Genomic DNA, 14,449 nt, shown 5'->3' on the forward strand with positions numbered 1-14,449 from the left:
TTATAAAAGGTGTTATTGATCTCGCCAGCTAAATTCAAAATTGAAAAAATACTTAACGGGCCAAGTTTTTAAAGATATGGCGTAAGCTTTCCATAGTTTTTTCAATTTGTAATGGGGTTAGCCCTTCAAATGACTGTTCCAGTACAACATTGGTCAGGTCATTAATTTTATGTGTCATTTCCATTCCTTTTTCAGTCAGCACGACACGGGTAATACGAGCATCGTCTTCACAGGAATAGGTTTCAACCAGACCTTCATCTTTTAAGCGATAAACAATCTTGGTGGTTGTCGACATTTTAGATACGACCATTTCTGACAGATCAGAAACGCTGGCATGTGGTTTGGCTTTAAGAGCAAGCAAGATACGGCGACGTGAATTATCGACACCATATTTTTTAAGTGCATGATCTACATTTAGGACATATTGGGCATGAACTTGAGTCACCCAGTAGTATGGAAAGTTTTCTAAATTAAAGTCTTCTGCACAAGGTAAAAATTTTGCATATTTTTTAGTCATGAAATGTTCCTTTTATTTATTTTTCTAGGGCACTGACATTTTATGTAAAAGTTTATACATGTTTCAACCTTTATTTTTAAAATGTTAACGAGATTGCATTTGTTAGATCTTCTTAACATCAAAAAAATCAGGTGATTTACATGTTGTAGATCAATCGGGGGCAAATTGTAACTCTCTTTATCCAGATGAATGGCATTGATATGACATGCAAATCTTAAGGCTCCAGATTAGGTTTAGAGTCTGAATAAAAACTGGATTGGCAAACCATATGGATAAATGGCCGACCTGCGCATATCTTACTTTTGGTGAGTATGCGGAAATACAATTCAAAATCGATGCTGTTTAAATGAATGCTCTGATACATTTTTTAATCTGTAGCACGATGCAGATTCGGATTTCTCAAATCTGATCGAAAGCTAGAGCGAGTACATTTAAATTGGTCACTCATCGAATAAAACCGTTTTGGATGAGAAACTTATGCATCTTTTTGATCCCACGACTAACTATTTATAACGTGTATGAACTATTTTAATAAAAAAATCCATATTTAAAATATGTCTTTAGATAAGTGGATTTAATCGGTGTAGCAGGATAGTGGATGATTCAATATTTTATGATGCATGAATAGATACGAATATTAAGAGAAACAGTAATTTATATCTCAGGCTTCTATCAGATAGATTTAATGCGCTTAGGGTCAAAAAGAAGCCTAAATTTTCTTTAATTTGTAATGAGTTATGTAGAATATAACAGATTCAGGCCAATGATTTGAAAATTAAAAGATTTTAGAATAAGGAGAGGCAAAGCGGTGCAACAGTTTTTCATAAATTTTATTGTTCAAAAATCATAAGTTTATGCATAATGGATGCATCTTAAGTCGAAAAGGTTAAATTAAATGGATCCCTCGCCGTGCGTTGATCTTCCATATTCGTTGCTTACATACTCAAACGGGATGGTGTTCTAATGGAATTTTTATTAGATCCCGGAATTTGGGTTGGTTTAATTACTCTTATTATTCTCGAAATCGTTTTAGGTATTGATAACCTAGTCTTTATTGCTATTCTGGCTGAGAAACTTCCTCCTGAACAGCGTGATAAGGCCCGCGTGATCGGTCTATCCTTAGCCTTACTGATGCGTTTAGGTCTGCTGTTTGCGATCTCTTGGTTAGTCACCTTGACTCAACCGCTTATTCAATTATTTAACTGGACTTTCTCCGGACGGGATTTGATTCTGCTCTTTGGTGGTTTATTCCTGCTCTATAAAGCCGTTACCGAACTTCATGAAAAAATTGAAGGCAAGCCTGAAATACAGGTCACGACCAAGGTGGCATATGCGGGCTTTACGGCAGTTGTGGCTCAGATTGTCATCCTGGATGCCGTATTTTCACTGGACTCGGTAATTACCGCCGTAGGTATGGTCGATAATATCTATGTCATGATGGCAGCCATGATTATCGCGATGGCCGTGATGTTATTGGCGTCTAAACCATTGACTAACTTTGTAAATCGTCATCCTACGGTCGTGATTCTGTGTTTGAGCTTCCTGTTACTGATCGGGATCAGCCTGATGGCAGAAGGTTTCGGTTTCCATATTCCGAAAGGCTACATCTATTCTGGTATTGGCGTTGCTATTGCAGTTGAAGCCTTTAACCAGTTTAGTCAGCGCAATGCTGCGAAACATGAAGCCAAGATTCCGCTGCGTCATCGTACCGCCAACAGTATTCTCCAACTGATGGGTGCCAAGCTGGAAACTACCAGTACTACTCAGCATGAGGCGCAGGAAACCTTTGCGGATGAAGAACGCTATATGATTGGCGGAGTATTGACCTTGGCAGAGCGTTCTGTAGCATCGATCATGACCCCACGAAGCCAGATTTCCTGGGTCGATCTGGAGGATAGTCCGGAACAGATTCGTGAAAAAATCCTGTCTGTACCCCACAGCCTGTTTCCGGTTTGCCGGGGCAGTCTGGATAAGGTGATTACCATCGTCCGTGCTAAAGAACTGTTAGATGTACTGGATGAACCGGAAGAATTAAAAGCTTTGATCAAGCGTCATCGTCCTATCTATATCTTTGAAAGAATGAAGGTGATTGACGCGATTAATACCTTGCGTACATCAAAAGGCTCTCTGGTGCTGGTGAGCGATGAATTTGGTCATGTACAAGGTCTGATTTCACCGCTAGATGTGTTTGAGGCAATTGCCGGTGAATTCCCGGATGCCGATGAGCAGCTGGATCTGGTCAAAGTTGATGATACACACTGGATTGCGTCCGGTATGCTGGACCTGTATCAGTTAGAACTTGAGCTCGGTATGCTGGATCTGATTGATGAAGATGCAGGCTATATCAGTGTTGCCGGTCTGATTCTGGATAAAACCAATAGTGTGGTCGAGGTAGGCACTGAACTGAACTACCAAGGTGTTCAATTCAAGGTAATGGAAATCGAAAATAACCGGATTAAATCGGTGAGTATCCATTATCAGGGTTAATCGCCTGTCTTTGTTATTTTTTTGAGTCAGTTGCTTAAGGGCAACTGACTTTTTTATTGAATATTATTTATGACTTAGATATTAATGCTCACCTAAGCTTATTCTTCAGGCCAAATGGAGTATTGAATATTTCAGAAGCCAAGAATGCGTAATAGGTTTTACTGGTTTAGAAGTAAGAAATCTTAATGAAGTATCAAATTCCAGACATGCTGTATTTAGAATTATTAAGCAAATTTAAATAAAGTTTAAAAATAAGTGTGAATTTGACTAAGTGGTAAAATATATATTTCACGTAATTTTGAAAGATTTTAGACAAATTCGAGATACAAAAGCTCATCCAAAGCTTACACAATACTCAGCTTGAGCGCTTGAAAAATTATTTTTGCCAGATTGGGCTGACTTTAATTATCTAAAAAATAAGTTGAATAGTGTAATAGGGTGTTCTATGTGTTCATTATAAAACACCCGACTGATGCTTAATCCGCCAAAATCCGAAAGTCTGCATATTGACGGATCGTTTCTATATTCAATTGATGGATCTCATCGGTAAATGCAGCATTAAACTGGCCTAAGGTCGGTGCTTTGGCAAAAGCCAATTGACCGGCGATTGCAAAATGAACATGAGCAGAGAGCGCTGCGATCGCAGGAGAACTTACTGCACTATACGCTGCAATCAGTGCGCCTAGGGCACATCCAGTTGCTGTGACGCGCGGCTGTAAATATGAACCGCCTAAAACCTGAATCACCGGATAATCTCTGGAAATAATGTAATCAGACTCACCTGAAATAGCGATACATTCACATTGTTCCAGTAAGGACTGCGCCTGTAGATAGACTTCCGAGCTATCTACAGTGCTATTGACGCCTTTGGACTCGATATTCTTTCCAGCAAAAGCACCAATTTCTGAAGCATTCCCCCGTAAAATTGTGGGTTGATAGGTCATGAGCTGATCCACAACACTTGAACGCCAATGCAGTACATTTCCATAACCGACAGGATCTAGTACCCATGGCTTTTGAATGCTGTGTGCTGTTTTCGCAGCAATCTGCATCGCCTCGACCTGTTCGGTAGTCGGTGTTCCTAGATTTAAACTGAGTGCCCCGGCAATTTTGACAAAGCTCTCTGCTTCAAAAGGATTATCAATCATGGCGGGTGAAGCATTCGCAGCCAGCAAGATATTGGCCACATAGTTGCTGGCCACCGTATTGGTCATCACATGCACCAAGGGTTGCTGCGCTTGAAGCAATGACCAGGCTTCACAGATCTGATCGAGAAGAGTGTTTTGTAATTGTTGCACGGAAGTATTCATCATCATGATCTTTCAAATATGAATAGGGCTGCTAAATGCTTAGCGGGTAAAATAATGGTCTTGATGCTTACAGTTACGGCATAACAGGCTGACATAATCGCTGGCATCATATTCAACAGTAAGCTCTTGTGAGCCGCAATGCATACAGCGTTTTTGTGAATAAAATTTCAAGCGTGGTTCAATCTTCTGCCATGAACGCCAGATCGGTTGGAAGAAAATATTTTCATCATAACCAAGAAAGCGGAAGAACAGGATGCTGCTCATCTTGCTCAAAGGCAATTGTGGTGGACGAGGCAGGATAGAGGTTTCCCATTTTTCATTCACTGAACGTTCCCGATACTGCTGTAGGGTCTTTTTCAGTAAATTGGTATTAATGAAATTTTCATTTCGTGGTTTTAAAGCTTTCTGCTGATACAGATATTCGAGTGCCGACTGCACCAGATAATAAATCTGTCCCACTGCTAAAACATCGAGCAGGCGATAGCAGAAGGTCTGAAAACTTTGATTGCCCGCAATCTGGATACCCCAGCTACGGCAATAGAACTGTGCGAATTGAATGACTTCCTGATACAACAAGCAATACAGTGCATCTTTGACTTCATCCGAACTTTTAAAAGGCACGCCTTTACTCAGATTTTCATAGAACCAGTAACGCAATTGCTGGGTAATACTAAACAGGCTTGGCTCAGAATAGCCATCCAGACGTACATTAATATAGTACTGCTGATTCTCTTGTTGAATATCTCTAGGAATTAGAATCTGATCTTTCAGCAGATTTTTGACCAGACCATGCTGATACAGGTAATTCGGGCTGATGCAATAATATTTAATGGCATGCCAGTCAATATATTCCTGATGCTGACTATGTTCCTGAACCTGTTCATCCAGAATCGAGAGCAGAAACAGTTTATTTATAAAGCTGAGCTGATTAAGCTCATATTCATGCCGATCCTGCTTTTTATGAAATTTCCGGTTTTCCTGTAAACGGACTTCTTTCAGCATACGTTTACGCTGAGCCAGACACTGATCGCAATAACAGTTGTGTTTCTGGTCGGTATAGAGCTGATGCTGGCAGTGGCTGCATTCATGATAAGTAATATCCTGATCATACTGTTCTGCCTCGATCCAGTACATGGAGGCCTTACATAGCGGGCACTGCGTACTTTCATCTAGCTGTTTTTGCAGAACGTTGAATACCATGATTGCGCACAACTCCAGAATAAAGAGAAACTGCGATTATACACAGCTCATCAAAATCACGCGTCATTTGAGAATATTTTTAATAAAGCAGATTTTTAGGAGAAGAGAGTCTTTAAACGAACAGAGCTACCGAAGTAGCCCTGTATTCAAGAAAACTGGATTATCGTTTTTAAACGGGGCAGGGTAATGTTTCGTCTTCCTCTCCTTGATGTTTCGCTTGAATCAATGCCTGCACTTTTTTGGATGGAACCTTTTTGGCACCAAGTGCATCATAAGTATTCAGAATCGCACTGACCTCATGCGCTTGTAGCTGAACGCCTTCAGAACTCATGAACAGGGCAATGACTTTGTGATCAATATTGGCCTGATCCAGAACCTGAAGTGTTTTAAGATTTTCAATCCGTACCACATGCTGTTTTAAATACATAGCTCACCTCAATTTCTTTGTTGTCGTTATTCTTGGAGTTTTTGCGCTTGGAGAAAACACACTTAGACTGTAGCAAAAACCATGCTCATTTTTTAATCAGTATTTCGGAATTGCTATTAATCATAAATTATATATTTTTAAATCAAACACATAAGAAAATGTAAAAAAATATGATATTGGCTGAAAACTTGGCATATATCTTTCTTTGAATCCTGCCATTGCTGTTGGGTGAGACAAAATGCATTCAAACTGGTGCATGTCATTTGTGCATTTAAAATGAAATTCAGAACGCAGATTAACCAGAACTTAATCTTTTAGAAGTCAGGTTTTGCAGCGCCCAGCATCTAAATTGGATAAGGTTGTCCTGAATTTAGGTAGTAATTTTTCATATTGAAGTAATACTTTGCATGTGCAGGAAACATGCATAAAGGAATCATACAATGCAGATGAAAGCTTTTTTTATTTTATCTTTAAGTTGTTTTAGAGATGGGGATTTTAGATATCGGGCAAATATAAGGCGATTATCGTATATTTTGATGTAGCTCAATTGAAAAGATCAGTAATTATTCCCATATACAATACAAATGAAATGCACAGACAGGTTCAAGATCAAGGCGTATGATCAATACATTGACAATCTTTTGCCTTAGAAGCTGTGCAATAAAGGATCAGGACATTATATGAATATCGCGGCGAATCCGGTGATCGAAGCAGATCAAACCATTTATTTAAAAGACTATCAAAAACCTTCTTTTGTTGTAGATTCAATCGACCTGAATATTCAAGTCTATGATGATCATACGCTGGTCAGCAGCAAACTGGAGATGCAGCGCCAAACAGCAGGTGATCTGGTATTGCTTGGCCGTGACCTGGAACTGCAATCGATCCAGTTAAATGGTCAGCCACTAAATGCATCAGATTATATTCTGGATGCTGAGCAACTGGTGATTAGCAATGCTCCAGATCAGGCGACCATTGAAACAGTTGTCAAGATTCATCCGGAAAGTAATACCATGCTGGAAGGTCTGTATCAGGCCAGTTCAGATTTGTTCGTCACTCAGAACGAACCGGAAGGTTTCCGTAAAATCACATTCTATCCAGACCGTCCTGATGTTTTATCAGTTTTTACTACGCGTGTTGAAGCCGATAAAAAGTATCCGGTTCTACTGGCTAACGGTAACCTGATCGAAACCGGCGAAGTGGATGAAAACCGTCACTATGCACTCTGGCAAGACCCGACCAAGAAACCAAGCTATTTATTTGCCTGCGTGATTGGCGATCTGGCAGTGATGAAAGATCGCTATACCACATCAGAGGGTCGTGATGTGGCACTGGAAATCTATGCTGAAGAAAAGGACATTCCTAAATGTAAAATCGCGATGGAAGCCTTAAAGCATTCCATGCGTTGGGATGAAGAGCATTATGGTCTGCCATATGACCTCGATAATTACATGATCGTAGCAACCAGCGCATTCAACATGGGAGCGATGGAAAACAAAGGTCTGAATATCTTCAATACCTCATGCGTGTTGGCTGATGAAGAATATACAACTGATGCTGCCATCATGCGTGTACAGTCCGTGATTGCTCATGAGTATTTCCATAACTGGACGGGTAACCGGATTACCTGTCGTGACTGGTTCCAGCTATGCTTGAAAGAAGGTTTGACTGTATTCCGTGATCAGTCTTTCTCTGAAGACCTACAATCTGCTGCGGTACAGCGTATTGATGATGTGGCAGTACTAAAAGCGCATCAATTCCCGGAAGATTCTGGCCCTTTATCACATCCACCACGTCCGGATCATTTTGTAGAAATTAATAACTTCTATACTGCGACCGTGTATGAAAAAGGTGCAGAAATTAACCGTATGATGGCGACTTTGCTCGGTAAAGAAAAATTCCGTCAAGGTACAGATGAATATTTCCGTCGTCATGATGGTCAGGCCGTAACGGTTGAAGACTGGGTGGCTGCCTTGACTGCCGGTTCAGGGGTAGATTTATCGAGCTTTCTGACTTGGTATAACCAGCCTGGTACACCGAAACTGGTCGCAAAAGGTGAGTATAATGCAGATGCACAAACTTATCGTCTTAGCTTTAAGCAAAGTCTGAAAGCTCATCCGAAATATCCGAATCTGAAAGCTGTTCCGATTCCAGTGGCTTTGGCCTTGTTTGATGCGAATACCGGTGAGCAGCTGAGCCTGAACTCTGATGCCTTATTTGAAAATGGCGTCAAAGATGGGGTGTATCTGTTTGATCAGGATGAAGCGACCATCGAGTTTAGCGGTGTGACCAGCAAGCCGGTTGTTTCTTTACTGCGTAACTTTTCTGCACCCGTTGATCTGCATTTTGATTACTCTGAACAAGAACTGGCGTTCTTGTTGCAATATGAAACCAATGGTTTTAACCAGTGGCAGGCGACCCAGACTTTATTAGAACGCATTCTGCTGGATGATCAACCTTCTGAAATCTATATCGAGGCAATGCTGAATACCTTGCCTGATCTGATTCAGAAAGATCCGCTATTGGCTTCGCGCTTATTTGATGTACCGGCAGAAGGTTACCTGGGTAGCCGGATTGATACAGACTACAATCCAGCCATGATCCAGGAAAAACGTGATGCCTTGCTGCATAAATTGGCACGTGCCTTTGGAGCCACAGCTAAAGAAATCTATCTGAGTCTGGATCCTGAGTTGCAGTCAGATTTCTCTCAGGCGATGGGTGTACGTGCACTGAAAAATATCATGTTAATGCTGATTGCACGTCAAGGTGATGAAAGTGCATTTGAATTGGCAGAGCAGCAATACCAAAACACAGGCAATATGTCTGAACGTTTGGGTGCCTTGCGTGTGCTGGTATGGAATGACGCCCCTCAAGCCAAAGCATTTCTGGATGATTTTTATAACCGCTTTAAAGATGAAGCACTGGCACTGGATCAATGGTTCATGCTGCAAGCAGCTCATCCAAAAGCGACTGCAGAAACAATTAAAGCACTCACTGAGCATGCGGATTATGACTTGAAAGTGCCAAACCGTATCCGTGCGGTGAGTGGCGGTTTGAATGCCAATCCGGTCAATACCTGGAGCTTTGGTGTGCAGCATTATATCGAGCTGGCGAAATATCTGGATCAGAAAAACCCGATTGTCGGTTCACGTCTACTTCAGGTGCTTTCACGCTGGTATACCCTGATTGAACCACAACGCAGTGAAGTCAAAGCACAACTTGAAGCTTTAAAACCACAGGTGAAATCGAAAAATGTCTCAGAGACATTGAACAGCATGTTAAGCGTATAAGATCGTTATGTAAAAAGCCGGATCACCTGATCCGGCTTTTTATTATTGACTTATTTTAAATGGTGAATTTAAGCGCATTTAAAATACTATAATGTGAAATCAGTCACATAAAAGGTTTACAGTAAGAGGCTAGACAGGAAAGTAAAACTATACTTTTCTATTAAACATGAAGAAATCTTCAAATTGATATACTAGAGGTCTTATTCAAGATGTTAGTGAAAATCGAAGATGGTTTTTATTTAAATACTCGGCATATTATTGCGGTTCATGTCAGCAGAAATGCTGCGACTGGTCTGTTTGAAATCTCCCTTCAATATACACCGCATTCTATTCAGCAAGCTGGAGAATACAAAAAAGTATTTAATAGCCAGCTGGATGCTGAACTCTTCCTGAACGAACTGAATCAAAAAGTTCGCTAAAAAAAGCCTGCATCGCAGGCTTTTTTGTTGTCTGGGTTACGTTAAGGTCTCACAATCAATACCGGAATCTCGGACTGGGAAAGGACATTCTGTGCCACGCTGCCCAGCATCAGTTTTTGCAGACCTTTGCGGCCATGTGAGCCCATGATAATCAGATCGGTCGGAACTTCCTGCGCTGCCTGAAGAATTCCTTCAGAAGGTGCCATACCATGAATGATCTTGGTAGTGACTTGTGTACCATCATGCACAAAATTTTCCTTGATCTCATTTAGAAGATCTAGTGCATGTTGTTCTGCCTGCATGAAATAGTCAGTAACTGCGGGAGCAACCTTATAAAAGTCCACGCCTTTAAATGGATCTACAGCAATAATACTGACCAATGTCACCTTACTATTAAAAGCTTTGGCCAGCTCACGGGCATGTTCAGCTGCAGCATAGGACATCGAGGATTCATCGAGTGCGACAAGAATATGTTCATAGTTTTGCATGGTGCCTCCTCATTTTTAGAATATGCAGTGAAATGATCATTTAGAAAATGGAGGTTCACTGTAGAAGGGTTCAGACAGAAACACTGCCTGAAAAAATTGCGCACCTTGAAGATGCGCAAATTAGATCATTTTTTAACAATTAACACCGGAATTTGACTGGCGCCAAGAACATCCTGTGCGAAACTGCCCAGAATCATTTTCTGGAAGCCTTTACGGCCGTGTGAACCCATGACGATCAGATCAGCCTGGGTTTCCTCTGCAGTCTCAGCAATATGTTCGGCATTTACCAGACCAGTTACAATGCGGGAATCTGCTTCTATACCTTCACTGCCTGCAATTGCAGTGGCTTCTTTTAGGGCATTTTTTGCATTGGCATGAGCTTGAGCAAAATACTCTTTCATGATGGTTGAACTGTAGTAGAAGTCAGCTTCGGTAAAAGGGTCTTCTGCAATCAGGCTGATCAGGGAAAGTTTACTGCCAAATGCCTTGGCAATTTTGGCTGCATGTCGAACTGCAGAAAAGGAAATATCTGAACCGTCTACTGGGACTAAAATATGTTGGTAAGCCATGATTTTTCTCCGCATGTTGTGTGTTTTTACGCTCTGATTTATTGATAGCATAGTGCGCCCAAGGGTGCAATTGCAAAAAGCTGAAAAATGGCAAAAAATCTTTAAATTACAGATATTTTTCACATAAAAGCAGAGATTTGATGAAAGAAAAAACAGAGTAAAAAACTAGGAATTCAGGTTTTATTGATCAAAAATAACAGGATAAATGACGCTGTTTTTCTGGGGATAGTTTAAACTGCCTAGGCTTATTTTTTGGCTGATCGAGGGGGAAGGTTTTGAGGTTCTTTGTCATTCATTTATTGCTGCTCTGTTCAATTATTCTGGCAGGCTGTCAAAATACTGTACAGAATAGCCGGGTCATTGCCGGTGCTTTTAATTTGACCACAGGGATGCAGCAAAAGGTGATGGATCGCTATGCACCAGGTTCGGTCATCGTGCATCAGAATATGGTCTATGAACCGCAGAAAAAGCTCTCTCTGGATCTGTATCAACCACAAAATATCAAAACTATTGGCCCGCAACCAACTATTGTGTGGATTCATGGTGGTGGCTGGATTTCTGGTTCCAAAGAACATGCCCGGGGTTATTTTAAACTTCTGGCTGCGCAAGGTTATAACGTGGTATCGGTCCAATATCAGTTTGCACCTCAAGCGATTTATCCAAGTCAGTTACATCAGATTGATCAGGCCTTGGAGTTTATTACTCAACATGCAGCCGAATACCATATTGATGCCCAGAATTTATATCTGGCCGGAGATTCAGCCGGGGCGAATATGGCTAGCCATTATGCTGCGCTTCTAACAAATCCTGACTTCGCCAAACAATCTGATTTTCAGCCTTATCTGGAACCTTCCCAACTTAAAGGTCTGATTCTGCACTGTGGTATTTATGACTTGGAGTCATTCGCCAGTACCGCACCTGATGAAATGAAGATCGTAGAGTGGGGAGTATATAGCCTGATTCAGGCCTATACAGGTGACCGTAAAAATGATGCCGAATTTCTCAAACGTATTTCTCCAATCCAATATATTACGCCGTCTTATCCGCCAGTATTCATTAGCGGGGGCAACAAGGACTTTCTGACCGACACCCAATCCTTGCCTTTTATCAAAGCTTTAAAAGCACAGCAAGTTCCAGTGACAGAAGTTTTTTATCCCGAATCAAAAGCCTGGCTGATTCATGAATATCAGTTCTTTATGGGCAAGAAAGAAAGTCAGCAGACTTTTATCAAGACGCTGGATTTTCTGCATCAGCTTTCACCCCTCAACATACAGTGATAAATAATTTATTTCTTAAGACATAACTAAGCTTTGGTTTAGGAAAGATAGATTTGGAGAGTGAAAAAATGAATCCTGCGACTTGGGCATATCTATTGTTGGGTTTGGCTATAATTGCCGAAGTCACTGGATCTACATTTCTAGTGAAATCTGAAGGCTTTACCCGTTTGTGGCCTTCTTTAGCGGTGGTCGTTTTATTCTGTATCGCGTTTTATTTGCTGTCTCAGGTGATTAAGGTAATTCCTTTAGGCATTGCTTATGCGATTTGGGCCGGTGTAGGGATCATTCTCACAGCCATTGTCGGTTATATTGTATTTAAGCAGGCGCTGGATCTTCCTGCTTTTATTGGTATTGCCCTGATTATTTCCGGTGTGGTGGTCATTAATCTGTTTTCTCAAACGGCAGGACATTAAAAGAGATAGACATAAGTCATCTCTATTTTCATGAATTTAAGCCAGCTGAGGTTTAAGCCTAAATAGTAAATAAACCATCAAACCAAGCAGTAGGCCCCAGAAAGCTGAACCTATGCCAAAAAACTGGATATTGGATGCACTGAACAGAAAGGTCATCAGTGCGGCTTCCCGGTCATGACTGTCCTGAAAAGCCAGTGCAATGTTGTGGCCAATGGTGCCAAACAGGGCAATGCCAGCCAGAACCGTAATCAGAATACCCGGAAAAGCCATCAATAAGCTGGTCAGGGTCGCAGCGAAGAAACCCATCAGGATATAAAACAGACCACAGCTCATACCTGCGATATAACGCTTAGCCGGATCAGGATGGGCTTGTGCATCCAGACTGACTGCTGCGCTAATCGCGGCAAGATTAACACTGAAACAGCCAAAAGGAGCGAGAAGCGCCTGAGTGAGGCCCGTCCAGCCTAAAATCGGATTCACCTTGGGTGGATAGCCATAGCTTTTAATCACGGCCAGGCCAGGTAAATATTGCGATGCCAGATTAATCACCATCAGCGGAAGAGCCAGTCCTAAAATAGCTTGCAGGCTAAATTCTGGTGTGGTCCATACAGGCTGGGCGATGCTCCAGTCCAAATGTGGAAGCGTAAAATCGATAAAGAACGGACAGAGTGCAATTGCAAGCAGCACAGTAATAACAATGCTATAACGCGTACTCATTTTTTTGGAAATGAGATAGATGGCCAGTACAGTGAGCACAAAGCTCCAGGATTGTTGCAGGCTGCCAAATACCGAAATTCCAAATTTCAGCAAGACACCAGCCAGCATGGCACTGGTCAAACTTTGTGGAATAAACTGAAAAATCCGGTCAAATATTCCGAAAAATCCCAGACAGGCAATCAGGATGCCGCAAATCAGAAAAGCGCCAATCGCTTCGGCCAGACTGTAATGGCCTGCGGAGGCAATAATTAACGCTAGACCGGCTGTCGACCAGGCGGTGGAAATCGGATAACGATATTTCCAGGAAAGCAGAAAGCCGGAAACCCCAATACCTATGCCGAGTGCCCATAACCAGGAACTGATTTGCGCTGCATTTGCATCCAGGCTTTGGGCTGCTTCAATGACCAGTACGGCGGATACGCTGATCCCAATCATGCAGGTAATAAAACCCGCCATGATGGCAGGAAAGGAGAGATCTTGTAAAAGTTTAGGCATCATCCATGACACTATTTTTAAATGCGTTTAAATCATACGCTTTTCATATCTCAACACAATGTTTTTAACAATTTTTGAAAGCGCTGCTCTTGCCAGAAAGCTGCTGATTCTTAGAAAGTAGATGTCGCCAGTTTGATGCCGAACCCGCAGAATAGAATTCCTACTGAAGCAACCCCGCCAGCGGTCAATTTATAATTCTGGTTGAAATAGCTCGCGAGTTTGACCCCGGAAAAGATCAGGATTGAAAGGTAGGTCATGCTGATCAGTTGCAGGATTAAAGCCAAGAGTGCAAAAGTCAGTGCCGGATAAGGGTAAACAGGATCAACAAACTGCACGAAAAAAGACAGGTAGAACAGAATCGCTTTAGGATTTAAAACACTGATTGTTAATGCTGTACGGAAGGGCTGAATCGACCCGACAGTTTCAGGAGTAGTCTTTTTAATCTGAACACGTTGTGACGACTGTTTCGGAAAGAAAGTCTGATAGGCGGCAATGATCAGTTTGATACCAAGATAACTGAGATAAACAGCACCAATAATTTTCAGGGCAATAAACAGCACGGGAAACGCATGAAGTAGAGAGGCTGCGCCTAACGCCGTACATAGAATCAGAATCAGGTCACCGGTATAAACCCCTAAGGCGCCCATATAACCGGTCTTGATACCAAAGCGGGAGGCAATCGACATGACATAGAGGGAATTCGGCCCCGGCAGTAACACAATTAACGTTGTCCCAATGATAAAGGTCGTTAGATCTGTGATACCAAACACGAAGAACTCGCAAAAATGAAAAAAGCCGATGCGGCATTATAGCAACATCGGTCTGCAGAAATTCTATAAA

At 41.7% G+C, this 14,449-nt stretch carries 13 protein-coding genes; 5 read left to right on the top strand and 8 right to left on the bottom strand.

Going from position 1 to position 14,449, the window contains the following annotated elements; translation table 11 throughout:
• Positions 1-52: 52 nt before the first annotated feature.
• A complete protein-coding gene (locus AC4MCC_RS06135) occupies positions 53-517 on the bottom strand; it encodes a MarR family winged helix-turn-helix transcriptional regulator (protein ID WP_179992445.1) in 465 nt (154 codons plus the stop codon).
• 963 nt (positions 518-1,480) lie between these two features.
• Between AC4MCC_RS06135 and AC4MCC_RS06140 the strand changes: the two genes are divergently transcribed.
• Positions 1,481-3,004, top strand: coding sequence for a TerC family protein (locus tag AC4MCC_RS06140; RefSeq protein WP_313483988.1), 1,524 nt, complete (start codon positions 1,481-1,483; stop codon positions 3,002-3,004).
• Between the two features lie 476 nt (positions 3,005-3,480).
• On the opposite strand, the gene thiM is transcribed toward AC4MCC_RS06140, so the two are convergent.
• From thiM to AC4MCC_RS06155, 3 genes are all read right to left on the bottom strand, one after another.
• Positions 3,481-4,314, bottom strand: coding sequence for a hydroxyethylthiazole kinase (thiM, locus tag AC4MCC_RS06145; protein WP_491880123.1), 834 nt, complete (start codon positions 4,312-4,314; stop codon positions 3,481-3,483).
• 39 nt (positions 4,315-4,353) lie between these two features.
• Complete coding sequence (locus tag AC4MCC_RS06150) at positions 4,354-5,514, bottom strand: hypothetical protein (RefSeq protein ID WP_419364896.1); 1,161 nt, start codon at positions 5,512-5,514, stop codon at positions 4,354-4,356.
• A 169-nt stretch (positions 5,515-5,683) separates the two neighbouring features.
• Complete coding sequence (locus AC4MCC_RS06155) at positions 5,684-5,941, bottom strand: hypothetical protein (RefSeq protein ID WP_004783954.1); 258 nt, start codon at positions 5,939-5,941, stop codon at positions 5,684-5,686.
• Positions 5,942-6,621: 680 nt separating this feature from the next.
• On the opposite strand from AC4MCC_RS06155, the gene pepN reads away from it, so the two are divergent.
• Both pepN and AC4MCC_RS06165 read left to right on the top strand, forming a co-directional pair.
• Positions 6,622-9,231 carry an aminopeptidase N gene (gene pepN / locus AC4MCC_RS06160; protein WP_419364894.1) on the top strand — a complete coding sequence of 870 codons (2,610 nt, stop codon included), beginning with the start codon at positions 6,622-6,624 and terminating at the stop codon, positions 9,229-9,231.
• A 209-nt stretch (positions 9,232-9,440) separates the two neighbouring features.
• Entirely contained in the window at positions 9,441-9,650 is a 210-nt protein-coding gene (locus tag AC4MCC_RS06165) for a hypothetical protein (RefSeq protein WP_004783945.1), read from the top strand.
• Between the two features lie 41 nt (positions 9,651-9,691).
• On the opposite strand, the gene AC4MCC_RS06170 is transcribed toward AC4MCC_RS06165, so the two are convergent.
• Positions 9,692-10,138 (bottom strand): universal stress protein, encoded by a 447-nt coding sequence (locus AC4MCC_RS06170; protein WP_419364891.1) that lies wholly within the window; start codon positions 10,136-10,138, stop codon positions 9,692-9,694.
• Between the two features lie 125 nt (positions 10,139-10,263).
• Positions 10,264-10,707, bottom strand: a complete 444-nt coding sequence (locus AC4MCC_RS06175; protein WP_125279008.1) for a universal stress protein — start codon at positions 10,705-10,707, stop codon at positions 10,264-10,266.
• Between the two features lie 275 nt (positions 10,708-10,982).
• On the opposite strand from AC4MCC_RS06175, the gene AC4MCC_RS06180 reads away from it, so the two are divergent.
• Entirely contained in the window at positions 10,983-11,984 is a 1,002-nt protein-coding gene (locus AC4MCC_RS06180; RefSeq protein WP_419364889.1) for an alpha/beta hydrolase, read from the top strand.
• A 68-nt stretch (positions 11,985-12,052) separates the two neighbouring features.
• On the top strand, positions 12,053-12,397 hold the full coding sequence (locus AC4MCC_RS06185) for an SMR family transporter (RefSeq protein WP_004783937.1): 345 nt from the start codon (positions 12,053-12,055) through the stop codon (positions 12,395-12,397).
• A 36-nt stretch (positions 12,398-12,433) separates the two neighbouring features.
• On the opposite strand, the gene AC4MCC_RS06190 is transcribed toward AC4MCC_RS06185, so the two are convergent.
• Both AC4MCC_RS06190 and leuE read right to left on the bottom strand, forming a co-directional pair.
• Complete coding sequence (locus AC4MCC_RS06190; RefSeq protein ID WP_419364886.1) at positions 12,434-13,609, bottom strand: benzoate/H(+) symporter BenE family transporter; 1,176 nt, start codon at positions 13,607-13,609, stop codon at positions 12,434-12,436.
• Positions 13,610-13,719: 110 nt separating this feature from the next.
• Positions 13,720-14,379 carry a leucine efflux protein LeuE gene (leuE, locus tag AC4MCC_RS06195; protein ID WP_179992453.1) on the bottom strand — a complete coding sequence of 220 codons (660 nt, stop codon included), beginning with the start codon at positions 14,377-14,379 and terminating at the stop codon, positions 13,720-13,722.
• Positions 14,380-14,449: the final 70 nt, after the last annotated feature.

The organism is Acinetobacter sp. CAU_H_56, assembly GCF_058599425.1.

What these genes read in the sequence shown, in the direction of transcription:
- thiM (WP_491880123.1), bottom strand. Translation starts at nt 4,314, where the DNA reads ATGAATACTTCCGTGCAACAATTACAAAACACTCTTCTCGATCAGATC.
- AC4MCC_RS06175 (WP_125279008.1), bottom strand. Translation starts at nt 10,707, where the DNA reads ATGGCTTACCAACATATTTTAGTCCCAGTAGACGGTTCAGATATTTCC.
- AC4MCC_RS06165 (WP_004783945.1), top strand. Translation starts at nt 9,441, where the DNA reads ATGTTAGTGAAAATCGAAGATGGTTTTTATTTAAATACTCGGCATATT.
- pepN (WP_419364894.1), top strand. Translation starts at nt 6,622, where the DNA reads ATGAATATCGCGGCGAATCCGGTGATCGAAGCAGATCAAACCATTTAT.
- AC4MCC_RS06170 (WP_419364891.1), bottom strand. Translation starts at nt 10,138, where the DNA reads ATGCAAAACTATGAACATATTCTTGTCGCACTCGATGAATCCTCGATG.
- AC4MCC_RS06190 (WP_419364886.1), bottom strand. Translation starts at nt 13,609, where the DNA reads ATGCCTAAACTTTTACAAGATCTCTCCTTTCCTGCCATCATGGCGGGT.
- AC4MCC_RS06185 (WP_004783937.1), top strand. Translation starts at nt 12,053, where the DNA reads ATGAATCCTGCGACTTGGGCATATCTATTGTTGGGTTTGGCTATAATT.
- AC4MCC_RS06155 (WP_004783954.1), bottom strand. Translation starts at nt 5,941, where the DNA reads ATGTATTTAAAACAGCATGTGGTACGGATTGAAAATCTTAAAACACTT.
- AC4MCC_RS06140 (WP_313483988.1), top strand. Translation starts at nt 1,481, where the DNA reads ATGGAATTTTTATTAGATCCCGGAATTTGGGTTGGTTTAATTACTCTT.
- AC4MCC_RS06150 (WP_419364896.1), bottom strand. Translation starts at nt 5,514, where the DNA reads ATGGTATTCAACGTTCTGCAAAAACAGCTAGATGAAAGTACGCAGTGC.
- AC4MCC_RS06135 (WP_179992445.1), bottom strand. Translation starts at nt 517, where the DNA reads ATGACTAAAAAATATGCAAAATTTTTACCTTGTGCAGAAGACTTTAAT.